We start from the raw sequence: 24334 nt of genomic DNA, 5'->3' as shown, positions 1-24334 counted from the left end.
GGATCCACTTTTTTACGTTAAAAAAAGGCCAAGAGGCCTTTAACTTGAAAGCTATACAATGGCAAGCTGCTTCATTTCAAGCTTAACTGTTGTTAAGTGAGTAAGTTCAGGGAATGAGAAATGCTCAGCCAATCGGCGTAATCGCATGTAAATGGTTCGTAGTATAACGGAATCTAACTCGGTGATCATCGCTCGATTGGCAATATAGTCGGTCATCGTCATTTTGATGAGAAAGGGACTATTCCTTAAATCCGTAAGTTTCTTAGATTGAAGCGGGTCACCTAAGTTAGTCAGATATTTGGTTTGTTTCAAAGCGGATTGGTACCTTTCGACACAGGTTCTGGAAACCGATATGTACCTTTTGCCCCCCATGGCATCTGATACGGTAAGTATTTGTTTTTTCTCATCCAAAGAGTTGCTTTTCAAATAGACGATCTCGTGAGGAGCGATGCCCTCGATAAGCAGACGAATAATAATAGCATCTTGCGGATTGATACATTGTGTCTCGATGAATTGGATTTTCTCTAGAGTAAGAATACGAAATCAACATCCCTTCAAGTTTCAACTTAGTTTTCTGCAAAATTACATTTTGGTTTTCAGAAATAAGCAACTATACATGATATGAGATGTGCGGATTAAATATGCCTAGAACTTGGTTATGAGGTAACTATAGCTCAAAGTAGGGAATGGGACAATGAGGGAAAAGCCCTAAATAATGTTAGTCGAATTTCGACAAATAGGGCATTATTATTTCGGGCTTGATTTGGGGATCTATGATTTTTCGCAGAAATGAAAGCGGAATGGCAAGGGATGTTGATGTCACATTGCCGCAATAATAGTTTTAATTTCTTTCGTAAATTCTTTACAAGGTAGTGACAGATGGCGGCTTTTCAAGCGTAAGGTTCGGAAAGAAACTCCGAAATCCACGCCAGTAACTTCGAGTGCTACGATGCTTCCTGTCTCCAAATAAGGATCATTGCGCATGCCCGTTACCGTATAGAAACCAATCGCGATGCCTTCGGCAATAATCCGTTTTGCTGCTTCAGAATTCCCGAGCTTAAATAAGATTGTTGGTTCGCCGTGCTTTTTGAATATGTTATTCAGGTAATCAGAAGAAATCAATAGAGGTTCAAGAAGGAGTTCTTCAATGGAAATTTGAGTCCGCTGCGCTAGAGGGGATTTTTTACCCACGTAGGCCATAATTCGGCAATCCAGCAAATGTTCCGAGATCAGCTGTGTATGGGGACTTTGGAAATTTCTAGCGACCGCGATGAGTCCCAAATCCACTTGTCCACCGAGGACCTCTTGGACAATCTGTGGATAATTCATCTCCATCATAACGAGCTCTACATCAGCATGTTTAGCTTTGAAGTTAGCCAATGTTGGAGGTAGAATGCTTAAACAAAGGCTCGGTACGGAGGCAATGGCAAGTGATCCTGACAATTGATTGAATTGCAAACTTGCCGTTTCTCTAAGTTCCTCCACTTTGTTCATGATTTCAATAGCTTTGCTAATAATTAATTTGCCGTCTTCTGTAGGTACGGCTCCAATGCGTGAACGCTTGAAAAGCTTCACGCCAAGCTCTTCCTCTAAGCTGACAATCGCTTGAGAGATGTTCGGCTGGGATACGTGAAGCTTTTCGGCTGCTAGTGAAATGGATCCTGTTTGATTAATCTCAATAATATATATGAGTTGTTCAATTCGCATAGTTCACCTTTTCTGTATGCCAGTTATGAGGTAACTATATCGGAATCGATAGAGATGGACAATATGTGAGTAGTACTATTTTAGGAGACGCCATATTCGATTGGACTGAGACTCTGTTCCCGTTGTTGCCCGTTATAAACGAAACGTGACAGTAAAATGCTAATTTCATATAGGGCAAATAAAGGAATGGCTACCATGAGATGTGAGATTAAATCAGGTGGAGAAATTAAACTGGCTGTAATAATCAGAATCAGATAAGCATATCTGCGAACTTTGTTTAGTAATTGAGGATGTAACAGCTTTAACTTGGTTAGAAACATGACGATAATCGGGAGTTCGAAGGCTATAGATAACGGGAGAATAATGTTGAGCATAAAGCTAAAGTATTGAGCAACACCGTAGGTCTGAGTTAATCCAAGGCTTTCGGTAACACCTAATGTAAATTTGATGCACATCGGGAATACAACGAAGTAACCGAAAGATAAACCAAGTAAGAAGCAGAAGAATGTATACGGGATGTACCGCAGGGTGGCGACTTGCTCTTCTTTGGTTAGTCCTTTTTTGACGAAAGCCCAAATTTGGAAGAGGATGAACGGAAGTGTTAATGTGAGTGAAACTGCGAAAGCAATCAACATATAGATGCGAATGCTATCCATCGGTGAGAAAACATGCCATGTGATATCAGATGCAGACGAGCTTTGCTTTAGGTATCGTAAAATCTGCTGAGCGAAGACAAATCCAATTAGTAAGGTTAGAATGACGGCAATAAGGACGCGAATAATGCGTGTGCGCAGTTCGGTTAGATGTTCGACAAGTGACATCATTTCTTTGATTTGCATAAGAACCCTCCAGTCTAGTAGTGAAAAGGTGCTAAGAGCCTGCCAACATTCGTCGTAATTCTACCGTATGAAACCCGTCGGATAATTTTGTGTGAATATCAATAATGGCTTGAATATCTTCGAAAGAATATTTACGAACGCCCCCCTTGCTTCTGTCTGGGAAAATAAGTTTGCGGTCCTCGTAATATCGAATCTGCCTCTCGGTTAATCCTGTCAGTTCACTTACTACACCAATTTGAATTACTTTTTTCTTAGTCATCATCAGCTTGTCCCTCCAGTTTAATGTAAGGTTAACTAACTTGTAAGTGACATTAATTAATGAAACTCTATCATTATCTGGAAAATCCATCAAATATGTATTGGTTATCTTAGTATAATTATAATTTATGTCATGTTATCTTACGTAAACTAAAGACTATTCATTTTCTCCCTGTTAAGTTTAAGTAGCGGATAGCCAAACTTATTCACGAGGAGATGGAAGCATGGAGAAGACACCGATCCAAGAAGAACAAATTACACGTAGACAATTTCTAACAACAGTCGGCAAATTAGGAGGGTCAGCCGCGATATTCAGTGTGATGGGTACTTTAGGACTACTCTCCCCGGAAACGATGAAAGCCGCAGATTATACACCGCCATCAGGAAGGGATCTTACCTCGACGAATCGCAATGGTAAAAAAGTAATCATCCTTGGTGGTGGGATTGCTGGGATGACGGCGGCGTATGAGCTGGGAATGGCAGGCTATCAGTGCACAATACTAGAAGCCAGAGCACGTTCAGGCGGACGTGCATGGACAGTGCGTAGAGGGACGACCGTTACAGAAATTGGTGGCACGAAACAAGTGGCACGATTCGACAATGGCATGTATTTCAATGCAGGACCAATGCGAATTCCCCAATTTCATGTGACGCTGGATTATGCCCGGAAATTCGGAGTTGCTATAGAACCCTTTAACAATGTGAATGAGAGCGGGTACTACTATAATGAAAATGTAGGCGAGTTGTCAGGAGTGAAAATTCCTAAGCGGCAAGCAAAAGCCGATGTGCGCGGTTATGTCGCAGAAATGCTAGCTAAAGCTGTTAATCAGAAAGCGTTAGATCTCCCTTTGACAACAGAAGAAAAAACGAAGCTTGTTGCGTATTTGAAAAGCGAAGGGGATTTGAATGCGGATCTGTTCTATAAAGGTTCAAGCAGAGCTGGGTATGTGGAAGAGCCGGGCGGCAAATTTGATGCAGGTGTTCGCAAGGATCCATTTAGCTTGAAAGCGATTATTAATTCTGGTTTTGGTCAATTTCTCAGCAGTGAGTACGGCTATGATCAGCAGATGATGATGTTCCATCCTGTAGGTGGGATGGATATGATTGCGAAGGCATTCGAGAAACGAGTAGGCGACAAAATTCAATTCAATTCGGAAGTTCATGAAATTAAGCAATCTTCCGATGGCGTGAAAATTTTGTATAAGGATTTACTAAGCGGTGCCAATAAAGAAGTATCTGGAGATTTCTGCATCTGTACGATCCCACTTCCAGTCCTCAAGAACATTAAAGCCGACTTCTCTGCTGAGATGTCAACAGCTATTGCAAAGATTAGCTATGCGGCTGCCGGTAAAATTGGTCTCCAATTCAAGCGTCGTTTCTGGGAAGAAGACGAGATGATTTATGGTGGAAGCTCATTGACAAATATGGATATTGCGAACATCTATTACCCGCCGAATGATTATTTTTCGAAAAAAGGAATTCTATTAGGTTATTATTCGTTTGGGGGAAATGCGGATAAACTTGGTAATATGTCGCTTGCTGCTCGAGAAGAATATGCGCTGAGTCAAGGTGCGAAGATACATCCCCAGTATCACAAAGAGTTCGAAACCTCGTTCTCCGTGGATTGGAAAAAGGTTAAGTATAATCAAGGCGGCTGGGCTTCCTATACGGCAGACGATCGTAAAAACTACTATCCAACACTATGTAAACCTGATGGCCGTATTTATTTGGCTGGCGAGCACATCAGTTACATTACCGCTTGGCAGGCAGGGGCTATTGAGTCTGCTCGGAAAGTGGTTACCGAAATACATGAGCGTGTCATGAAAGAATAGAAGAGAAGGAGTGAATCATGATGACAATAACGAAAAAGTGGAAGACGATCGTAGCTGCTACCGTTGGTTCATGTCTGATTTGTGTAAGTGCTTATGCGGCGGGGACAGAAAAATCAAATAAATATAATGCTGAACCGATTAATGAGGTTGAATTTTATGGCAATCCGGCCTCTTCTATTGCTGCTGGCGTATCGGTCCCTGCGGGATCCGCATATTTGTTCACAAGCGGTACGGTACCACCTGTTATTAATAAAGAGGGCAAGACGGTCTATGAACGTTATGGGGATACGAAAACACAGGGGATTGGCATTCTAAAAGCCATTGAAACGCAATTAAAAGATAAAGGACTCACACTTGCAGATGTTGCCTATCTTCGTGTCTATGTGACGGCAGATGCAGCCAAAGAAGGCAAATTTGATTATCAAGGCTGGTTTGATGCTTATGCGCAATTTTTTGGAACAGAAGCTAATCCTGTGAAGCCTGCTCGTTCTACGGTTGGCATTGCAAGCCTTGTAAGCTCCGATTGGTTGATTGAAATTGAAGCCGTAGCTGTGTATCCAAAGCACCATAACCAAGACTAATGAAACGGAGATGATGTGCCTATGCTGCAAAATATTGGATTACCTGGACTCATGTTAATTTTAGTCGTTGTATTGGTCTTGTTTGGACCGTCTAAGTTGCCTGAACTTGGTCGAGCCGTAGGTCGTACCCTGCACGAATTTAAGAATTCGGCTAGAGAGCTCGTTGGTGAAGGGAAAGAAGCGCCAGAACATCTCGAAGCACCGGAAAAGCGCGTAGAGAAGGTTAACGTATAACATGTGAATGTGTACGAATAAGGTAGTAGAGGAGCCCTTCAGGGCTCCTTTTTGCCGTAGGAGTCAAGCAAAATATCGACATTCTGTCGTAAGTATGGGATTATGAGGAGAAGAGTTCGGTAACTATTACACAGGGAGTGAAAGGCATGTCGCGCAAGTGGGAAAGAATGGTAAGTAAAAATACGAAAAAGGCAAACTTGAGCCGTACCAAGCAAGGGAAAGCGCCAATTTCAACGGATCCAGATCGTCCGGTCGTCTTTAAAGGGAGAAGTATTATGTTGGCCGCGTTTTTCATTGTTGTCTCGCTCTTTTTGTTGTTTACCTTGACGAAAACCGAAGGGGACAAAATGTACTGGTATACAACGCTTAGCTATCTGGTGGTCGGAGTGCTCATTTATTTCGTGCGCAGACCGTATTTGCGAGTAACCAAGACGAATCTCTCGAAGCGAGGTCTGGCCCGAGAATTAGTGCTTGGTGCGGAAAATATTAAAGAGATTGTCCACGCACCTGGTCAAATTATCATTGAGCTTACGGGGAAGTCCCCCCGTTGGGTATATAACAAAACGTTGAACCGTTTTGATATCGCGGCGATGGCAGCTAAATTGAAGAAGTTTGCTGAAAACAATAAAATTTCATATGTAGATAAAACTGTATAGGTAAAAAGCCTCCAATTCCACTTTGTATGGGTTGGAGGCTTTTTTATGATGTGAAGATAGAATATCCGTTAGAACAATCCGGACTGTTGAATTACCGTATAGAATTGATTGAATTCCTCGATTGTCAGTTGTTGTTGTGCATCAGACAGGGCTATGGCTGGATTGGGATGGACTTCAACCATGATCCCATCTGCTCCTGCAGCCAATGCCGCTTTGGCACATGGTGCGAAGATGTCCTTGCGTCCTGTGGAATGAGTCACATCGACGAGGACCGGCAAGTGGCTTTCCTGCTTCAATATCGGAACTGCTGAGATGTCGAGTGTATTCCTTGTCGCCCGCTCATAGGTTCGAATGCCGCGTTCAATCAACATTACCTGCGTATTGCCACGCGAAAGGATATACTCGGCAGCGTGAAGGAACTCATCAATCGTGGCAGATAAACCGCGTTTCAACAGTATCGGAATACGCACTTCGCCAGCGGCCTTCAGTAATTCGAAGTTGTGCATGTTTCTTGCCCCAATTTGAATCACGTCGATATACTGACCCGCGATTTCGATATGAGCGGGATCGACGATTTCACTGATCGTCTGAAGTCCGAACTCGTCACCAACTTCTTTGAGAATTCGCAGTCCTTCTAGGCCTAAGCCTTGGAAATCATAAGGTGATGTTCGAGGCTTGAAGGCACCCCCGCGCATGACTGTTACGCCTCTACTTTGTAATGCAGCAGCCACGGTGCGCACTTGTTCAACACTTTCTACAGAGCAAGGTCCTGCAATCAGGATCGGTTTGCCCCCGCCAATCGTAGCAGGACCAAGATGAATGAGCGTATCATCCTGTTGTCGTTTACGACTAACAAGCAGTTGTTTGTTGTGAACGGTTTGTTGCAAGGTCAGCGATGCTTGGAATATTTGTTTGAACAGATGACGAATGGTATCGTCATCGAACGGGCCTGTATTCCTAGCAACCAAGGCGTCCAGCATTTGTTTTTCACGAAGTGGGTCGAATTTCGGTACGCCTTGCTTTTCCTTCTCTTGGCCGATCTCTTGGGTAATACGTGCTCGCTCGGAGAGCAGCTCCCGTAGATTCTCATTCACTTCATCAATTCGATTTCTAAGATCATCTAACTTCGAATTTTCCATCTATGGCTCACCCTTTTTTATTTCAAAGCATATCGACTTTCTAGCTTTGACATATATGCACTTAAACCAATTTATGTTGGAAGGCAGTCAATGTGCAGTATTTTAGAGTGGAAGGAATTCGGAAGATTAAACCTCACACCCAATGATAGGATCGAAGCGGCTTATATAGCGTTGATCTGACACCGAGGCGAGTAGTTTATTGCGTAAATAGATCAGTAGAGGGTTCTCGAGTTGTACCATCCGCCCCATTGATCGAGACATCCGCACAATTCGGTTTACCCGAGTCATTCGCTCTTTCTCATAGGCTGAAAGTCCAGTAGGAATATCGGTATTTCGGAGGCATCTTGCCAGTACGATGGCATCTTCAATCGCCTGCGCACCACCCTGCCCCAAATTGGGCAGCATCGGATGTGCAGCATCGCCAAGGAGTGTCATTCTGCCTGAACTCCAACGTGGCAATGGGGGGCGATCTACGATGTCATGTGCCAGAATCGTTGATGGGTCCGTTGCTTCAATAGCAGACACGACAGGATTATACCAACCCTGAAATTGACGCAACAACTCGGATTGTCTCTCTTCTGCCGAAGGTAGGCTTCCTTGCGGTGCATTAATGGCGGCAAACCAGAATACACGCCCGTTGCCGAGACTTGAGAGGCCGAATCGTCTTCCTGGTCCCAGTGCCTCGAAGCCTCCGCCTGTAGTTGCGTTGCGCAACTCCTCTTGTGTGCATACGCCCCTTAAAGCGATATATCCCGAATAACGGACGGGGCTATGCCCGAAAAGTCGTTCTCGTACAGCTGAGTGCAAACCATCGGCACCGATAATAAGATCAGCGTCCACTTGTGTACCATCTTTGAAAATCGCATTTACGACGCCATGATTCTGTTGCCCATCGATCCATTGTTGATTCGTATGAATAGGCGTTGTCGCTGCTACGGCTTGTGCGAGAATTGCTTGCAAGTCAGCTCTATGAATAACATAGCTTTGCGTTCCGTATAACTCCGCTTGTTTGGCAGCTGGGAGACTTGTAATCAATTTGCCATCCCAAGAGCGAATGTCAGCCTGAACAACAGGAGCTCCTGCTTTCCGGACTGCTCCGCCAACGCCAAGAACATCGAGTGCTTTCATGGCGTTAGCTGCGAGAACGATGCCAGCCCCAGCTTCCCGCAGTGACGATGCTTTGTCGTATACCGATACTATCCATCCTTGCTGGTGAAGTGCCAATGCTGTGCACAATCCACCGATCCCCGCTCCTACGACTATCGCTTTCCGTGTCGGTAATGCGTCCATGTGTATCCTCCAACTTCATTAGATCACCACTATCATGCATAGTTTCATCATAAACAATGTGAGGGCCGTTGACTATATTTGCATTCACATAGTCTAATTAACAGTTCCATATATTTGTAGTCATGTTTCTGCTAGATTCGGAATACTAGTTTAGGAGGGAGAAGAAGGGGGGAGTATGCATGCTCACGCTAAAATCTTGGACGGGCTTATTTCAACGAGGAGCGGCGAATACGGATATTTACCACACGGTTAAAGTGAGGGCGCCTCGCGATTATTTTAACCGAGCAGATGCTTTCTTGGAGGATATCGTCTATTCATCTCAAGAGGAGTTAAGCGGAATCAACAAAACTTTCCTAGTCAAACTATTATTTGATAATTTTATGGATCATGTGCGCAAGGGCAAAGATCTGTATGCATACATATTACAGCTTAGAAGCAAATTTGGAGCTATCGTTGCCAGTGCAAACACAAATGAGAGACCGAACGGGGGATCCCTGCCAGGCTTTCAATGGGGACTTTCCTTTCAGGAAGGGCATACGGATAGTCCGGCTTATTTAACGCTCAATGTCAGACTGCACCCTGCGGAGGCCAATCGGATGCGTGTATTTTTCGACGATATGAATTGGAAACATCATCAACCGCTTAATATGGAGATGAATGAGCTCTTGTCCCTGCTGTTTATTGAATTTATTACGGAACTTCGGAATGGATTAACGGAAGAGACGAAGGAAGAGATCGTAGCGGCTATTGTGCATAAATGGGGAGAGCAATAGTCCACTATCTCTAGCAACCAATTGACAGCAAGACATAATATTGATAGTTTTGAATTATTGATGGATTAGAATTTGATAGGAGATGTTGATAATGTTAAAAGGGATACCTTCAATCCTCTCGCCTGAACTTCTCAAAGTTTTGATGGAGATGGGGCATGGGGATGAAATTATTTTGGCAGATGGGAATTTTCCCGCAGCCAGTCATGCGAACAGATTATTACGCTGTGATGGTCATGGTGTACCAGAATTACTGAAAGCGATATTATCGTTGTACCCATTGGACACTTACAGTGATCAGCCTGTTGCCCTTATGGCCGTCGTTCCTGGTGATCCGGTTGCTACTCCGATCTGGGGCGAATATGAGGAGATCATTCGTGAACACGCGACACCAGCAATTGCGTATGTAGAACGGTTCGCTTTTTATGAGCGCGCGAAGAAAGCTTATGCGATTGTGGCAACGAGTGAAAAAGCGCTATATGCCAATATTATTTTGAAAAAAGGCGTAGTCATTGAATAAATGGAGTAAATGATATCCCTATAAAGGCTTAACAAAGAACCCAAAGTTTAAACACTTATCAAAGTGTTTAAACTTTGGGTTCTAGCGTAGATGGGTTTGCAGTTTTTGGTTTGTTCAACTGTCCAAGCTAGACTCCTCGATCCAATGGATTCGCTTCGTAATTAGGTCAGCAAGTTTCGTCTCTGCAGCTGATAATTCATTATGCAACTGCGAAACGACAGGACGAATTTTATTTATGGCTGATAGTGTTTGGCTCTGAGAATTAGTAATTCTTCCTTGAACAATCCAGTCTGAAATGAGGCCGTCAAACCAATAGTCCGCCATCTTTAAAGTGCCGCTGATATCAATCTCAATCTGAAAACTACCATTCAAGTCGTTGAGTTCATCCCTGAAATTCTGGATATGGTGATTCGCCTCATGAATAAACCGTTTGGCATCATCTACATGCGAATGCTTTGCATGGGTGCTAATCAAGCCTCCGCCGCCCCACAAGTCCCATTTCCCCCAATTTTCAGCTTTTTCCAAGCTATTGGATGTATCTGTCAGCGAATCGACTACAAGCTTGCCAGCCGTGAGCGCTTCTTGCAGCTCTTTGACCCTAAGCTTCTGTTCCTCAATGCTATCGTCTATTCGTTCAAGTTCTCTTGATAAGAGTGGAGCGTTTAGAAGTGCGGATTCTTTCACAGCCATTAGTTTCTTATAGTCTTCCGCAGCACGTTGATAGTTAGCGAGGTCATCACCTACTTGTATCAGATCATTTTGCGCATCCAGTAGCGTCTGTTTGGCAGTTTCTAATTGAAGTGTAGCAGTGAGGACTTGTTGTCGTTCCAATTCAAGTTGCTCCGTTTTGCTGCGAAGAATTGTATGAAATAGATTAATCAGTGATAAACGCGTCAATTGCTCTACATCGGCCTGCTCGGATTCCAGCTGCAACTCCAGCTGTCTTATGAGACGTTCCTGCTCATATACTCTAGACAGAAGATGTTCTCTTTTACGTTCTGCTTTGTGCAGACGAAACATTCGTTCTTTCGCTACCCTCAACTGAAGGTTTAGATTATCTGGCATCTTCATCCCTCGTTCCCAGCATTTGTTAGTGGTATGCTTTTTCATTACGTGTCGTATCGGTCGGGGGTTTCGGAAATTTCTTTATATACACGATGAAACTTCACTATGATATAATTCTTTCTTTGTACGATAGAGAGAGATAGATAGGAGAAATCATATGATCACCAAACAACTTTCACCACTTGTTCAAACACTGGATTTAAAACCGCACCCTGAGGGTGGTTGGTACAAAGAACTATGGAAAGCTTCGTTCGAGATTCCAAAAGAAGTACTTCATGCAGCATACACTGGCTCACGTTACGCAGCTTCATCCATCTATTTCCTGCTGCATCCAGATGAATTCTCAGAATGGCATACTGTGTTATCTGATGAGCTATGGTTATGGCACTCCGGCAGTCCGATCGAGCTTACATTAGGAGGAACAAGCGAGCAGCCTAAAGTGACACAGAAAATTATACTAGGTCCTGACGTGCTGAGCGGTCAGCATCCACAGGCTCTTGTCCCGTCTCATGTATGGCAGATGGCTCGACCGCTTGGCGATGAGCCTGTCCTGGTTTCCTGTGTAGTTGCACCAGGCTTCCATTATGATGATTTTAAATTAATTAAGAGATAAGATAAGAGATAAGAGATAAGAGATAAGAGGCAGATTTACTTTGCTAAGTATTAAGTAATTTGGTATGTTGAAGATAAGATCAATTTAAGCGTAAAGTATACGCCGCTAGCTCTTTATCCGAGCTGGCGGCGTTTTATTTTTTGGAGGTGGACAATGTGTTTGAGAAGGAATATAAAATCTTTTGGGAAGAGCAAGTTCGGAGTGCGAGCGGTCAGAGGCTCGAGATGCTGCAAAGAGACCTGACGGGAACGAAGAAACTTTTGGAAGGGGCAATATTGCCTGTTTTAGGGACATTTGAGGGTTTGGTGCTTGAATATGAAATGACGAGCTTGTCAGGCATGAAGATATATGGTGATGTGTTTCACGATAAGTTACGGACTGTTTTCGAGGAAGATAGTTTCGTTACGCATGCGGAGAAAATTACGAGAGACCGGTTCTCATTCGAGAGAGCACGAGCTAGGTCAGTTGGGATACTCGGTTACACCTACTTCCCTTATAGCCGAGATGAACTTGAGAAAAAGCCAAGTTTTTGCCAAAGAAACCTTTATGAATTAATCGGTCGTATGGGTAACCTCGAAGGTGTCGGTTTACTCCAGCTGCCAGTATATGAACGCGAAGTATTGAGGTGCTCTTTGCTAGCTAATAAGTCCTTTCGATTGACGGATGTGTGCCTGTGGCTGCAGTTAAAAAGAGAGACTTGCAGAAAAGTATTGCGAGAATTGGAAGCAAAAGGTTTGGTGTATTCAATTGGTAGCGGAAGTGTAAGGAGTCATAAATTTATGATCACTGAGAAAGCTATCTTACTTTTGCATCGTACCAATTGAGACAAGTCGATAATCGACTTCCACGAGCCGTCGGCAGCAGTTGCAGCTCTGTAAGTCGATAAAATCGACTTACACAAGCTGCCGGCCGCAGTTTGAGCTCTGTAAGTCGATAAAATCGACTTCCACGAGCTGCCTGCAGCAGTTGCAGCTCTGTAAGTCGATAAAATCGACTTACACGAGCCGTCGGCAGCAGTTGCAGCTCTGCAAGTCGATAAAATCGACTTACACGAGCCGCCGGCCACAGTTTGAGCTCTGCAAGTCGATAAAATCGACTTGCACGAGCCGTCGGCAGCAGTTGCAGCTCTGCAAGTCGATAAAATCGACTTCCACGAGCCGCCGGCAGCAGTTGCAGCTCCGCAAGTCGATAAAATCGACTTCCACGAGCCGCCGGCTGCAGTTTGAGCTCTGCAAGTCGATAAAATCGACTTCCACGAGCCACCAGCCGCAGTTTGAGCACTGCAAGTCGATAAAATCGACTTACACGCCAGAGTCACTAGAAGCTGCTTTAGCCTCTATATGTTTCCTCCCCATCGATCCACACATCCCACACAATAAACGTAATAAAACACATATTCACATCGATTGTTGTACAATAAAATGAAGTTATGGCAAGTAAATGAACGAGGTGGCAGCAGCATGGTTAATATTTTGGTTGTAGATGATGAGCCGATGATTTGCAAAGGTGTTGCGACGATTTTGAAACAGTCCAAGTTGGACATCAACGAGGTTTTCATCGCGTATAACGGGTTTGAGGCGCTGGATTTTATACATTTGGAGAAAATTGATCTGGTGTTTACTGATATTCAGATGGAGAAAATGAATGGCATTGAATTGATTGAGAACATTTTCTTGGAGGACCCTTCGATTCCGATTGTCATTTTGTCGGCGCATGGTGAATTTGAGTATGCCCAGAAAGCGATCCGTTTTGGAGCAAAAGAGTATTTGGTTAAACCGATTACGCCGCCGCATCTCATTTCGGTCGTGACCAAGTTGTTGAAGGAAAAAGAAGAGAAGGGTCAGCGCTTCGCAAATTGGGAAGGTTCGCGGTCCCTGCCTGGCCACATGACGCATGAGACGAATTATTATTTGAATGAATTGGTGACAGGAACGATCCATGAGTCCGAGGTCTCTACAATAAAAGAGACATTGAATAATAGCATGAATGGCACGTATTTCAGCATGCTGACGATTAAATTATCTTTAGAACGTGGCGGCATTCATGATCAGGCTATTTCGACGTTGAAAGATCGCAGTTTGTTGAAATACGCAGCCTTGAACATCATGGAGGAAACGGCAAGCCAGTGGAGTCATCTTATTTTTAATAATCATAATTCTACTTTCACTTTACTGCTGCAAATTACGGAAGAAGAAAGCCGTGGCTCGATGCGCGTGAATCAGCTGTTGATGGTAGCGCAAATGATTCATACCAATCTACTGAAATATTTAAATGTGAAGAGTCAAATCGGTATTAGTCGGATCCATGAGGGGATTATGCAGTGGCCGGTGATGTTCAAGGAAGCTCTTGAAAGCTTAACTTGCTGCGAAACGAACAAAGATCACTACATGTTCTATATCGAAGATAAAGATAGCATGAATGCCAATCCCGACGTGACCAATGCAGGTGGAGATGAGGCGAATAACCGTATCGTATATGAGGCGAAAGTGTATATCGAAGGGCATTTTTGCGATAAAGGGTTGAAGCTGCAAGACATAGCGGATGCGGTACATTTGAGCCCGAATTATTTGAGTTATTTGTTCAAAAAAGTGATGGGAACGAACATCTGGGACTACGTCACGAAGCTGCGGATGGAAGAAGGGAAGCGTCTGATCCTAACGACGGACAAGCGACGCTATGAGATTTCTGAAGAAATTGGTTATGAATCTCCGGAACATTTTAGCAAAATTTTCAAAAAACATTTCGGCATTAATATCTCAGAAGTGAAGCAAACAGGTGCGTAACATACGACACACTAAGCGTAATACGACACATCGCCCTAGCATGGAACTCCCCTTATAATCAAAAATGTAGCAACGATAAGTGAATTGCGATTCGAAAGGGGAAGCAAACATGAGAGCAAAGAAAGCGTCTACAATGAGTGCGATTGCGTTAACGGTATTGATAGCAGGGTGCAGTTCCGGTAATGGAACATCAAGCACAACAAGCCCTGCTCCAGCGGTAAAAGAATCGACACCAGCGGCTGCGACAGCAACACCTGCTCCTAAGAAAGTAACGATTACAGCTCAAAGTTTTAAAGCCGATCAAAAGGAAAAAAATGATCAACTGGATCAACGTATTGCTCGTTTCAAAACGAAATTCCCTACGGTAGATTTTAAAAAGGATGACTGGCAGTACAATCCACTTGAAATCGGGATCAAAATGGCTTCGAACAGTGCGCCAACGGAGTATACGACGTATGCAACAGAAGGGAAAGTGCTTGTAGATAAGAAGTGGGTAGCGGATATTACTGATTCCATGAGTTCATGGTCCCATGCCAAGGATATGAATGACCTGCTTTCCAAGCCTTTTGTTGTGAATGGGAAAACATACGGTGTGCCGATTGATGGTTACGTCATGACGATCACGTTGAATAAAAAGTTGTTCAAAGATAAAGGCGTAGACCTCCCGCCAATGGATTGGACATGGGACGATCTGCTTGCCGCAGCACGTAAAATCAATGATCCAGCCAAAGGGATCGCAGGCTTCATTCCTATGGGGAAAGGGCCGGAAGCGGGGTGGAACTGGACGAATTTCCTCTATGCTGCGGGTGGCGATGTACAGAAACTTGATAATGGTAAAGTGGTAGGCGTGTTCAATTCAGATGCTGGTTTGCAAGCGCTTGAATTCTACAAGAAACTGAAAGATGAGAATCTAATTCCACAGAACTGGGCGCTTGGCTATGGGGATGCTCTGAATGCTTTTGCTCAAGGGCGCGGTGCGATGGTTATGTGTGGAAGCGGTAATGCAGCGGATACAGCGATCAACGAAGGTGGCATTAGCAAGGATGATCTCGTCGTATATCCAATGCCTTCATTCACCAAAGGTGGTAAACATACGGGCGTATTGGGTGGGAACTATCGTGTCATCAATCCGAAAAGCGATAAAGACCAACAAGAAATGGCGTTTAAATGGATTACAGATGAGTACTTTACTGATGATTTCTTGAACTCCACGAAGAAAGAAATTGAAGATCGTAAAGGTAAGAACCGTGTGTACATTCCGCAACCTATCAACTACTGGAAAGATTCTTCTGATTTCGGCAAAAAGTATACAGATCTATTAACGAAGTACGATAACGTATTTAAATACGATCCGCAATTGCTAGCTCTATGGGATGGCAAGCCAGAAGCGCAATACGAAGCACAAAAATACTACACCGAAATGGCGAATGTCATTCAGAAAGTATTTACGACGAAAGATGTGGATTTGAAAAAAGCTCTCTCCGAAGCCGCGACCAAAGTACAAACGGAAACGTTTGACAAAGTGAAGGTCGAATAGGTAAGCCGAACTTACTTTTACCCGCGGCCGCTTCATCTAGAGTGGCTGTGGGTAGAGGTTTTCTCACTATAAGGAGTGTTTAGGATGGATGCAGAGCTAAGTTCACAACCAATCGTAATAAGCAAAGTAACGAAGAAGAAAATGAACTGGTATTTATGGGGAACGCTGTTTGTTTTACCGGAAATCATATTATTTATTATCTTTCTCTGGGTGCCCATTTTCAAAGGGATTTTCTATAGCTTCTACAACGTTGACTTCGTAGATGGCAATCATTTCACTGGCTTAGCAAATTATGTGAGTATTCTGAAGGATGATCTGCTTTGGATTTCAATTAAGAATACATTGATTTATATGCTTTTGGGAATCGTTCTTGGTTTCTGGATTCCGCCGCTTGTGGCGATCGCAGTCTCTGAGCTTCGTCGGTTTCAAGGAGCAGCCCGTATCATTAGCTATTTACCTAGTGCTGTGCCTGCCATTGTATTATATGGCATGTGGATGTGGTTCTTTGATGCGGTTGGTCCAATTAATAGCCTGTTACAAAAGTTTGGCATAGAGCAAGTATCGTTCTTCAGTCCGAAATTAGCGATGGCATCGATTGTTATCTTGGAGACGTGGCAAAGCTTTGGAGGGGCAACGTTGATCTATATTGCGGCTATCGTGGGGATTCCGAAGGATTTATACGAAGCGGCCGAAATTGATGGTGCCAGTGTGTGGCAGCGTGTGCGTTATATTATTTTGCCTAGCATCAAAACATTAATGGGATTATTGTTAGTGCTCCAATTGATCACAACGTCACAAGGCTTCCAAGCGCAATTATCAATGACGGACGGAGGTCCGAATAATGCAACATTGACGTACTTATTGTGGCTTAACCACACGGCGTTCCGTGATCTCGAGTTCGGCAAAGCCAGTGCAATGGGCAGTTTGATGTTCTTCGTACTCATTGGAATGACTATCCTTTACAATGTCATGCAGCGTAGGAGTGAGAAGGCATGAAGCAAGACGAACGAGGATTAATTTCCAGGCATGATTTCAAGAAAGGTTCTGTCAAAATCGGGTACACCCTCATGGTGTTACTGGTTGTGTCGATTGCGGTAACGACGATCTATCCGTTTCTGAATACTTTTTTCGGATCGTTGAAAACACGCGAGGAGTTTTTTACCTTTCCGCCTACTTTTTTTCCGAAGCATTGGATTTGGAAAAACTATGATGATGCATTCAATAGCTTCGATCTTCCGTTATTGACGTTTTTGAAAAATACCATTGTCATTTATATCGGTAATGTTGTGTGTTCTTTGTTGTTTATTGGGCTTGCTGCCTATGCCTTATCTCATTTGAAAGTCCCCTTCAAGCGATGGGTAACTTTTTTTTTCTTTTCTACACTGTTGATTCCACCCGCAACTTACATCGTACCTAACTTTTTGAATTTGAAAAGCTTGGGGATGATCAACACCTACTGGGCGTTCTGGCTGCCAGCTGCGGCGAATGCGTATTTCATGTTGCTGCTTAAGAATTTTTTCGATGGCATTCACAAGGAAGTCCTGGAAGCTGCGCGCATCGACGGGGCAAGTGAATTCAGATCTTTCATTCGGATTGCAGTTCCGCTGTCTACGCCGATTATTGGAACCTTACTGATGCTGTCGTTCTCGACCACTTGGAACGATTTCTACTGGCCGAACATCGTGATGACAGACAAGAGCATGTACCCGCTGGCTACAGGTATTTATCGATATGTGGTGTATTCCAACTCAGTTATCCCTTGGAGTGTACGTTTTGCGGTATTGACCATGGCGATGCTGCCTCCGGTACTTTTCTTCTTGATCTTCCAGAAGTTTATGATTCGTGGCTTATCAGTATCCAGTGTGAAAGGGTAGGGAGAAGCGTCCTTCAGAATGTGAATTCTGGAGGCGTTTTCTTTGCGTTTGAAGGAGTTTCTTTCGGGTATAGCGAACGTACTGATAGCTCAGCTAACCGCGGTGCTGCATATGGCCCCTGGATGGAAAGGTTTTTGAAAGGATGGTAAGAGGGATGCGCAAAATGCTGCAAAATATGAAGCTGATGAAAAAGTTGATCCTGCTGCTTATCGTCTTCGTCGTGATTCCGACACTGGTGTTGGATTTGGTTGTTGCCAAGAAACTTGAGTCCATTACGGAGGAGCAAGTAGGAACTGCACTGCTTCAATTAGTTCGGGGGAGTCATTTGACACTAGACCGGGAGAGCAGCGATTTTGAGGAAAAAACGGAGAAAATCATGATTTCGCAAGAAATCCAACAATTAGTAAGCGTCCCTTCATCATCGGAATATGAGCGATTTGAGATTTTCAAAGCGCTAGATAAATATTTAAACAACTATTCAACGAATGCTGTACGGTACTCACTCTTTTTCTCGGATAAGGATAAATTGTATTCTTTCGTCCCGAATTCAGACCTGTTGAATAACGGGGTATTCTATTCGACGGATATGACGGATCTTTCGTGGTATAAAGCGGTGGGCAATGCGAAAGGCAGAGGGATTATTCGGGTCATTGATAAATTCGGATACAATCCAAATAACACGCAAACAGTAGCTTACTTAAGGCAGTTAAACAGTATTTATAACGGTGAAACGGTTATTGGCTACTTGGTTGTATCAGGCATTGAGACGCCGTTGCAGATGGATTTCGTTCCTTTTGACAAGTATAAAGACGCGCAAATTCTGTTGTTAGATCCCGATAATACAGTTCTGGCGACGAATAGCGAAGCTTTCGGTATTGGCTCGAAGATTGGTGTGCCCGCAGGCAAGGAAGAAGGAGTCTATAAGCAAATTGAGAACGGCAATGAGATCATGTCAGTCATTCATACGAGTGAAATAACGGGGACAAAGCTGCTCATGCGTGTTCCAGTCCAGTCAATCATTATCGATCATATCAGTGTTCAACGATTAGTAGATTGGATTATGTTGATATATTTCTTCATTCTAATTTTGGCAAGTATGTATTTCATTCAATCGATTCTAAAGCCTATTTCTCGACTAGCTCGCATCACGAATTCGTATCACCCAGGTAAACCTTTGGCCATAACCATGCATGCAGAGAGTAAAAATGAGATTGTGCTGCTGAGCAATCATTTCATTCGTATGACTAACCGATTAAATCAGACCATATATGATCAATATGAGCTTGAACTCAAACATAAGGAAGTTGAATTGTCGATATTGCATACACAAATCAATCCACATCTTCTCTATAACACGCTGGAGTCCGTTTATTGGCACACGTTAATGGAAGGGGCAGCTGAATCGGCGGAAATGATTAAGGATTTGTCGCTGATAATGCGAATTGGACTTAGCAAGGGGAAACTGCTCATTCCAGTCATGGAAGAAATCAATCATGCAGAGGCTTACGTCAGGCTCCAACTGTTCCGCTATGAGTATGCATTTCAGGCATATTGGGAAATCGAGGAGGAGGCCAAACGCTATCTAATGCCGAAGGTGCTCCTGCAGCCCATTATTGAGAATGCGATCCTCCATGGCATCAAGAATATGAGTCATGAGGGGGAGCTCTGGATCAAAGTGAAGCATACCGAAGGTAAGCTGATTATTAGCGTAGAAGATAACGGCTATCGCCTACCGGATATCGGGATGCTGAATGCGATTTTGCAAGGCAAAGAGAGCAATAAGGGATTTGGTATTATTAATGTGCAAAAGCGAATCCAACTGCATTTCGGGGAAGGTTTCGGTTTGCAGTATGCGTTGCGGGAGGAACAGGGGGTAAGGGCTTGGATTGAGATTCCTGCGGTGTTGGATGAGACGGATTTGAAGTAGGCGTTTATGCCAATTAAGTATTCGTGCGGGGAAAATGGAAAGTATGGCGTTATATGATAAAAACGCAACCGTCTCCTGGGGACAGTTGCGTTTTTTTGCATCAACGTTCTTGACGCCGTAGCTCTACCGCGGCTTATCTTCTCATTACAAACCTGTCGCTAGTTAGTGTTAGCGTTATTTGTGTCATAGATGCGTTGATATGGTTTAGTCAATCCACATCTGTGGAAATGATCTATAAGTTTAATTTTGCGGAAAGGAAGACAAATCACCTTGTGAATCTGAACCTTCCATGACTTCAATATAATGATCAATGGAATCTAGAATCTGACTAAGCGGTGATTGAGTAAATACAATGTGATCCGCATGAATAGCGTTATAGGTACTGTTATCTTTATTGATTTTAAATCCTCTATAATTCTCGTAAATAGTTTTCATGTTCTTCGCTCCTTCGCTAGGATGTATATAATAAAATACCATCTTATGGATAAGTTTGGTAGAGGTGTAAAATAAGAGATTCTGTCAGTTTATGAATTTTTCAATGAATTTCATATTAATAAACTGTTTTTGAGAAGATAATAAGCTAGCAAAGATGGTTTTGCTATTCTGTTCTTTTTTATGTTACAGTTATATGGAGGTGATTTCAAGTGTTAAAATTAAGTATTTTGGATCAATCACAAATTGGAGAAGGTCGTAATGCCGCGCAGACGTTGGCTGAGACGACTGAACTTGCTCAAGAAGCAGATCGCATTGGCTACAGTCGCTTCTGGGTGTCGGAGCATCATGCTTCACAAGCCTTGGCGCATTCAAGTCCAGAGGTGCTGATTGCCCATTTGGCAGCCAAAACAGAGCGCATCCGTCTTGGCTCTGGTGGTATCATGATGCCGCATTACAGTGCGTATAAAGTTGCTGAGAACTTCCGATTACTCGAAGCGCTTCATCCTGGGCGCATTGATGTTGGGTTAGGTCGTGCACCAGGGGGCATGCCGATATCCACGCGAGCACTGCAAGAGGGTAAATATACAAGCGTAGACTCATATCCTGAGCAAATCGCTGATTTGACGGGTTATTTATATGATTCACTTCCAGCGGGGCATAGGTTCGCGTCGCTTCATGCCTCGCCAATCATTCCGACGGCACCGGAAATTTGGTTGCTCGGCTCTTCCTATGACAGCGCAAGAATTGCTGCTGATCAGGGGGCTGCTTTCGGCTTCGCACAATTTTTTGGGAATGCGGATTGTGAGCAGGCGCTGCGTATTTATCGTGAGCATTTCACACCGTCGATCTTGAATGAGAAACCGCACTCCTTAGCAGCGGTGTTGGTCATTTGTGCAGATACGGAAGAAGAAGCGAATCAACTTGCACTTAGCACAGATTTGTTTTTCTTGTCTTTAGGTCGCGGGATGCTGCTTCCATCATTCCCTTCAGTGAATACGGCACTCAATTATCCCTATACTGAGAATGACTATGCCATGATTCGTAATGGTCGCCACAGACGAATCGTTGGCACGCCGAAGCAAGTGAAGGAACAAATCTTGAAGTTAAATGAAGCGTACCAAGCAGATGAAATCATGGTTGTTTCGCCGATTCATAACATCGAAGCGCGATTGCATTCATATCGCTTGCTGGCGAAGGCGTTCGATCTATAAGAGGAGGGAGCGCCTGCAGCCAATCGGTGAGCTTACGTTGTAAACAGGCCATCCCTGCTGGGACGCCCGCAGTTGTCAAATAGTCCATCGCTGCAAGGTCGCGCCCCGCAATTGCCAAACTCCTCGCCACGATGGGCGACAATAACTGGAAAAAGTACAGCTATTTTTACCCAAATTGCTCGGAAATATGAATTAACTGGATTTTATGTTGCTAATTTCTTTGATTTGCTACCATTTCAACCAATCGATGAAGATTAGATGTAGGTTTTCCAGTTATTTTCATAAACCAGCGATTTTGCATGAAATTAGCTACATATTTTCCAGTTAGTTTGCAGAGTGAGTGGCAGGAGGAAGGTCTCACGCACAACTAACCAGCGACATTCCGAAAACCGCATTTGCGTTTTTGACTAACTGCCATTACACTTAAACAAAAAACGGTGGAGTGGTGGCATGAGCAAGAATCGCGTATGGAACAAGGGAAAACGGAATGGTGGAGGCGGGCCAGCGCCTGGTACGGGGTACAAAGAGAAGCTTGCAGCAGAGCAACCTTTCCAAGCAGAAGTGATTGATCTATCCAATCCGATTAATCAAGTGAAACGCATGAGCCGTGAGAACTGGGTAGAGCGCCCAACTCGACCTGCTCGCGCGCAACAGCCGAATAAGTAGTCATAACGAGCCTAAGAACCTCCTGCTGGGAGATTATGAAGGCTTTTTTTAATGTCATAATTCTCTTTAGCTAGTCAATAAAGCGACTTTTTCCGCCTTAAACGCCATATAAATGAAAAATGTGCCGAAGGTGAAGTTGTGATGTACCAAGCGGATAAGGTTCGACAAAGGAGGCCATGCATCATGCGATCCGTCTTGAAGCTAGAAATCGAGGAAGCGAAGGTGATGATTGCTGCTGGTATTGAAGCTGCTGAGGAAGCTCGAGCGGCAGAAACGATTTGTATCGTCGACGATGGCGGTTATTTAGTTGCTTTAGAGCGAATGAACGGGGCGCGCAACACGAGCCCTGAGCTAGCCATGGCGAAAGCTTTTACGGCAAGTGGGCATAGGCGTTCGACGCACCTGTTTAATCAGCCTGGAGGGCCAGCGACAATCCATGGAGAGGCCTTTGGCATTCATGCGATGATGCCGGGGAAATTTGCGATTTTCGTAGGTGGTTTTCCCATCGTGGTTAACGGTCAAGTCATTGGCGGGGTTGGTGTAAGCGGAGGAGCTGGTGAAGAGGATATCGCTGTTGGCGTCGCGACCTTGAAGGCGCTGCAGCGGCATTTAGGCGAAGGATTCGAAGTACTTACCGATGCGGATATCAAAAAGTAAGAAGGGCAGCATCCGCTCGCTAGGATACGTCTCAACTGCCTTATAAAGATAACCCCGACGCCTCTCATTAGAGAGAAATCGGGGTTATTTCTTAGTAGCTATTTCTATAAAAGGTTTCTAACATAAGTGAAGGCTTCTTCAATCGTGTGATCTTCAAGACGTTCTAATGAAATGTCCACACCAGGCTTATACGAGTGTAACTTTTTTAAGAAAGCTGCTGTCTCGAATATTCCATTACCGGATGGGATTTCATTCTTCTGACCATTGTTCACTTCGTAATCTTTCAAATGAGTCAACACAATTCGGTTGCCAAATGTTGCGAAGGCATGATCCAAGAAAGCTTCTTGATCCCGTGGTTCAACAACAGTCGGCGGAATTAAATTGACCGGATCGAAAACGACACCTATCGTGCTTGATGGTACTTCTTCCAGAATGCGAGCCATTTTCTCAGTGCTAGACAACGTGTGTGTGAAAACCGGCTCTAATCCGATATGAACACCCCAACGCTCCGCTTCTTCGGCTAATTCCTCAACGGTTTGCTTCAGGATGGACCATCCTTTGGCCTCATACCCGTTAGCATCATCCGCAAGATATGTCGTTAAATCGCCTGTTTCAGTTGCTACAATGGATGTTCCGAAATCACGAGCGTACCGCAAGTGTTCCTTAAATCTATCGATTTCATAACGGCGCTGATGCGGGTCGGGATGTATGGGATTGATATAACAACCAAGCACGCCAATCCGCACATCTGCGCGATGAAATTGCTCGCCAATATGGTTGGCGAGAGCTGGACTTAATTTCCCGAGACTTAAATCATAATCGCTAATCGCTTTACTGAGCGCTAATTGAACAAAGTCGATGCCTCGTCCGCTTAACTTCGCGGTCAATTCCTTCAAGGGCAGATGGCCGACGGTATGAGCGAGTGTCCCGATGCCCATCTATCGAGCCATCCAGCCGCCGTCCACGCAAAGCACGTGTCCGTTCATATAATCGGATGCGCTTGAAGACAAGAACACAACGGGACCTTTCAAATCTTCTGGTGAACCCCAACGACCCGCCGGAATACGCTCAGTAATTGAAGCTGTACGCTTCTCATCTTTGAGAATAGGCGCTGTGTTATTCGTCGTCATGTAACCTGGGGCAATGGCATTGATTTGAATGCCTTTCCCAGCCCACTCGTTCGCCAATGCTTTCGTCACCCCAGCAATCGCATGTTTACTTGCTGTATACCCTGGTACATTGATGCCACCTTGATAGGTCAACATGGAAGCAATATTCACAATTTTGCCGCTGCCGCGCTCGATCATATGGCGTCCGATCAGTTGGCACAGGAAGAATGCGGAGTTCAAGTTCAGGTCAATCACATCATGCCAATCTTGACGCGCATGGTCAACGGCTGGTGTACGGCGGATTATGCCCGCATTATTCACTAGGATATCGATGCTGCCGTAAATCCCAATCGCTCTAGCAACAACATCTTCAAGGATATCTTCATTGCTTAAATCAGCTGCGATAAGCTCAGCTTTGCCGCCTAAAGCGCGAATCGCTTCAACCGTTTGGACGCTCTCAGAAGAGGAAACCGCGATTACGTTCGCGCCAGCTTCTGCAAGTCCGATCGCCATGGCTTGGCCAAGGCCCCCTGATGCACCTGTAACGAATGCTGTTTTACCCGATAGATTAAAAAGTGTCATGACATACTCCTTTTCCCAAAAAAGAAATGTGTAGGTTTCATCTTGCAAT

27 protein-coding genes are annotated in these 24334 nt (G+C 44.2%); 16 read left to right on the top strand and 11 right to left on the bottom strand.

All coding sequences use genetic code 11. The annotated features are described in order from the left end of the window. Nucleotides 1-51 precede the first annotated feature (51 nt). The 4 genes from A8708_RS32980 to A8708_RS32965 all read right to left on the bottom strand — a co-directional run bounded on the left by A8708_RS32980 (nucleotide 52) and on the right by A8708_RS32965 (nucleotide 2808). Nucleotides 52-426, bottom strand: a complete 375-nt coding sequence (locus A8708_RS32980; RefSeq protein ID WP_068671000.1) for a hypothetical protein — start codon at nucleotides 424-426, stop codon at nucleotides 52-54. Between the two features lie 393 nt (nucleotides 427-819). Next, nucleotides 820-1707 (bottom strand): LysR family transcriptional regulator, encoded by an 888-nt coding sequence (locus tag A8708_RS32975; protein WP_068670998.1) that lies wholly within the window; start codon nucleotides 1705-1707, stop codon nucleotides 820-822. Between the two features lie 80 nt (nucleotides 1708-1787). Then, nucleotides 1788-2546, bottom strand: coding sequence for a twin-arginine translocase subunit TatC (gene tatC / locus A8708_RS32970; protein ID WP_068670996.1), 759 nt, complete (start codon nucleotides 2544-2546; stop codon nucleotides 1788-1790). Between the two features lie 31 nt (nucleotides 2547-2577). Next, nucleotides 2578-2808, bottom strand: coding sequence for a MerR family transcriptional regulator (locus A8708_RS32965; protein ID WP_082927955.1), 231 nt, complete (start codon nucleotides 2806-2808; stop codon nucleotides 2578-2580). Nucleotides 2809-3028: 220 nt separating this feature from the next. Between A8708_RS32965 and A8708_RS32960 the strand changes: the two genes are divergently transcribed. The 4 genes from A8708_RS32960 (at nucleotide 3029) to A8708_RS32945 (ending at nucleotide 6107) form a co-directional block, all read left to right on the top strand. Next, entirely contained in the window at nucleotides 3029-4636 is a 1608-nt protein-coding gene (locus tag A8708_RS32960) for a flavin monoamine oxidase family protein (protein ID WP_068670994.1), read from the top strand. Between the two features lie 20 nt (nucleotides 4637-4656). Next, nucleotides 4657-5217: a RidA family protein gene (locus tag A8708_RS32955; protein WP_068670992.1), complete on the top strand. Its 561-nt coding sequence runs from the start codon at nucleotides 4657-4659 to the stop codon at nucleotides 5215-5217. 21 nt (nucleotides 5218-5238) lie between these two features. After that, the gene (gene tatA / locus A8708_RS32950; protein ID WP_068670990.1) at nucleotides 5239-5451 is read left to right on the top strand and encodes a twin-arginine translocase TatA/TatE family subunit; all 213 of its coding nucleotides are present in this window, start codon (nucleotides 5239-5241) and stop codon (nucleotides 5449-5451) included. Nucleotides 5452-5597: 146 nt separating this feature from the next. After that, nucleotides 5598-6107, top strand: coding sequence for a hypothetical protein (locus A8708_RS32945; protein ID WP_068670988.1), 510 nt, complete (start codon nucleotides 5598-5600; stop codon nucleotides 6105-6107). A gap of 68 nt (nucleotides 6108-6175) precedes the next feature. On the opposite strand, the gene A8708_RS32940 is transcribed toward A8708_RS32945, so the two are convergent. Together A8708_RS32940 and A8708_RS32935 are read right to left on the bottom strand one after the other, a co-directional pair. Continuing rightward, nucleotides 6176-7246, bottom strand: a complete 1071-nt coding sequence (locus A8708_RS32940) for a bifunctional 3-deoxy-7-phosphoheptulonate synthase/chorismate mutase (protein ID WP_068670986.1) — start codon at nucleotides 7244-7246, stop codon at nucleotides 6176-6178. 126 nt (nucleotides 7247-7372) lie between these two features. Continuing rightward, entirely contained in the window at nucleotides 7373-8536 is a 1164-nt protein-coding gene (locus A8708_RS32935; RefSeq protein ID WP_068670984.1) for an FAD-dependent monooxygenase, read from the bottom strand. A 179-nt stretch (nucleotides 8537-8715) separates the two neighbouring features. Between A8708_RS32935 and A8708_RS32930 the strand changes: the two genes are divergently transcribed. Together A8708_RS32930 and fucU are read left to right on the top strand one after the other, a co-directional pair. After that, on the top strand, nucleotides 8716-9309 hold the full coding sequence (locus A8708_RS32930) for a hypothetical protein (protein WP_068670982.1): 594 nt from the start codon (nucleotides 8716-8718) through the stop codon (nucleotides 9307-9309). Between the two features lie 91 nt (nucleotides 9310-9400). Continuing rightward, nucleotides 9401-9826 carry an L-fucose mutarotase gene (gene fucU / locus A8708_RS32925; RefSeq protein WP_068670980.1) on the top strand — a complete coding sequence of 142 codons (426 nt, stop codon included), beginning with the start codon at nucleotides 9401-9403 and terminating at the stop codon, nucleotides 9824-9826. Nucleotides 9827-9940: 114 nt separating this feature from the next. Here the strand turns inward: fucU and A8708_RS32920 are convergent, their stop codons facing one another. After that, a complete protein-coding gene (locus A8708_RS32920) occupies nucleotides 9941-10891 on the bottom strand; it encodes a coiled-coil domain-containing protein (RefSeq protein ID WP_068670978.1) in 951 nt (316 codons plus the stop codon). A 160-nt stretch (nucleotides 10892-11051) separates the two neighbouring features. On the opposite strand from A8708_RS32920, the gene A8708_RS32915 reads away from it, so the two are divergent. Both A8708_RS32915 and A8708_RS32910 read left to right on the top strand, forming a co-directional pair. Continuing rightward, complete coding sequence (locus A8708_RS32915) at nucleotides 11052-11504, top strand: cupin domain-containing protein (RefSeq protein WP_068671080.1); 453 nt, start codon at nucleotides 11052-11054, stop codon at nucleotides 11502-11504. A gap of 155 nt (nucleotides 11505-11659) precedes the next feature. Beyond that, the gene (locus A8708_RS32910) at nucleotides 11660-12328 is read left to right on the top strand and encodes a hypothetical protein (protein WP_068670976.1); all 669 of its coding nucleotides are present in this window, start codon (nucleotides 11660-11662) and stop codon (nucleotides 12326-12328) included. Here the strand turns inward: A8708_RS32910 and A8708_RS32905 are convergent. After that, entirely contained in the window at nucleotides 12300-12785 is a 486-nt protein-coding gene (locus A8708_RS32905; RefSeq protein ID WP_068670974.1) for a hypothetical protein, read from the bottom strand. The two genes, A8708_RS32910 and A8708_RS32905, sit on opposite strands and share 29 nt — an antisense overlap. Before the next feature lie 179 nt (nucleotides 12786-12964). Here A8708_RS32905 and A8708_RS32900 point away from each other — a divergent pair, with 179 nt between their 5' ends. From A8708_RS32900 to A8708_RS32880, 5 genes are all read left to right on the top strand, one after another. Beyond that, nucleotides 12965-14287: a response regulator transcription factor gene (locus A8708_RS32900; RefSeq protein ID WP_068670972.1), complete on the top strand. Its 1323-nt coding sequence runs from the start codon at nucleotides 12965-12967 to the stop codon at nucleotides 14285-14287. Between the two features lie 109 nt (nucleotides 14288-14396). After that, complete coding sequence (locus A8708_RS32895; protein ID WP_068670970.1) at nucleotides 14397-15824, top strand: ABC transporter substrate-binding protein; 1428 nt, start codon at nucleotides 14397-14399, stop codon at nucleotides 15822-15824. 84 nt (nucleotides 15825-15908) lie between these two features. Then, nucleotides 15909-16820, top strand: a complete 912-nt coding sequence (locus tag A8708_RS32890) for a carbohydrate ABC transporter permease (RefSeq protein WP_239696922.1) — start codon at nucleotides 15909-15911, stop codon at nucleotides 16818-16820. Beyond that, entirely contained in the window at nucleotides 16817-17698 is an 882-nt protein-coding gene (locus tag A8708_RS32885) for a carbohydrate ABC transporter permease (RefSeq protein WP_068670968.1), read from the top strand. Before A8708_RS32890 ends, A8708_RS32885 begins: the two co-directional genes overlap by 4 nt. Before the next feature lie 175 nt (nucleotides 17699-17873). Beyond that, nucleotides 17874-19625, top strand: coding sequence for a cache domain-containing sensor histidine kinase (locus A8708_RS32880; RefSeq protein ID WP_204787688.1), 1752 nt, complete (start codon nucleotides 17874-17876; stop codon nucleotides 19623-19625). Between the two features lie 240 nt (nucleotides 19626-19865). Here the strand turns inward: A8708_RS32880 and A8708_RS32875 are convergent, their stop codons facing one another. Next, on the bottom strand, nucleotides 19866-20060 hold the full coding sequence (locus A8708_RS32875) for a hypothetical protein (protein ID WP_068670964.1): 195 nt from the start codon (nucleotides 20058-20060) through the stop codon (nucleotides 19866-19868). A gap of 209 nt (nucleotides 20061-20269) precedes the next feature. Between A8708_RS32875 and A8708_RS32870 the strand changes: the two genes are divergently transcribed. From A8708_RS32870 to A8708_RS32860, 3 genes are all read left to right on the top strand, one after another. Next, nucleotides 20270-21271, top strand: coding sequence for an LLM class flavin-dependent oxidoreductase (locus tag A8708_RS32870; protein WP_068670962.1), 1002 nt, complete (start codon nucleotides 20270-20272; stop codon nucleotides 21269-21271). 450 nt (nucleotides 21272-21721) lie between these two features. After that, nucleotides 21722-21937, top strand: a complete 216-nt coding sequence (locus tag A8708_RS32865; RefSeq protein ID WP_068670960.1) for a hypothetical protein — start codon at nucleotides 21722-21724, stop codon at nucleotides 21935-21937. A 183-nt stretch (nucleotides 21938-22120) separates the two neighbouring features. After that, on the top strand, nucleotides 22121-22594 hold the full coding sequence (locus A8708_RS32860) for a GlcG/HbpS family heme-binding protein (RefSeq protein ID WP_068670958.1): 474 nt from the start codon (nucleotides 22121-22123) through the stop codon (nucleotides 22592-22594). Nucleotides 22595-22698: 104 nt separating this feature from the next. Here the strand turns inward: A8708_RS32860 and A8708_RS32855 are convergent, their stop codons facing one another. Further along, a complete protein-coding gene (locus A8708_RS32855; RefSeq protein ID WP_068670956.1) occupies nucleotides 22699-23532 on the bottom strand; it encodes a sugar phosphate isomerase/epimerase family protein in 834 nt (277 codons plus the stop codon). After that, a complete protein-coding gene (gene kduD, locus A8708_RS32850) occupies nucleotides 23533-24285 on the bottom strand; it encodes a 2-dehydro-3-deoxy-D-gluconate 5-dehydrogenase KduD (protein WP_068670954.1) in 753 nt (250 codons plus the stop codon). It lies immediately after the preceding gene. Nucleotides 24286-24334: the final 49 nt, after the last annotated feature.

The sequence above is a fragment of the Paenibacillus oryzisoli genome (assembly GCF_001653565.1).
GTDB classification, from domain to species: domain Bacteria; phylum Bacillota; class Bacilli; order Paenibacillales; family NBRC-103111; genus Paenibacillus_E; species Paenibacillus_E oryzisoli.
The sequence above is the reverse complement of the archived record's forward strand: the minus strand, read 5'-3'. Positions and strand labels throughout refer to the sequence as shown.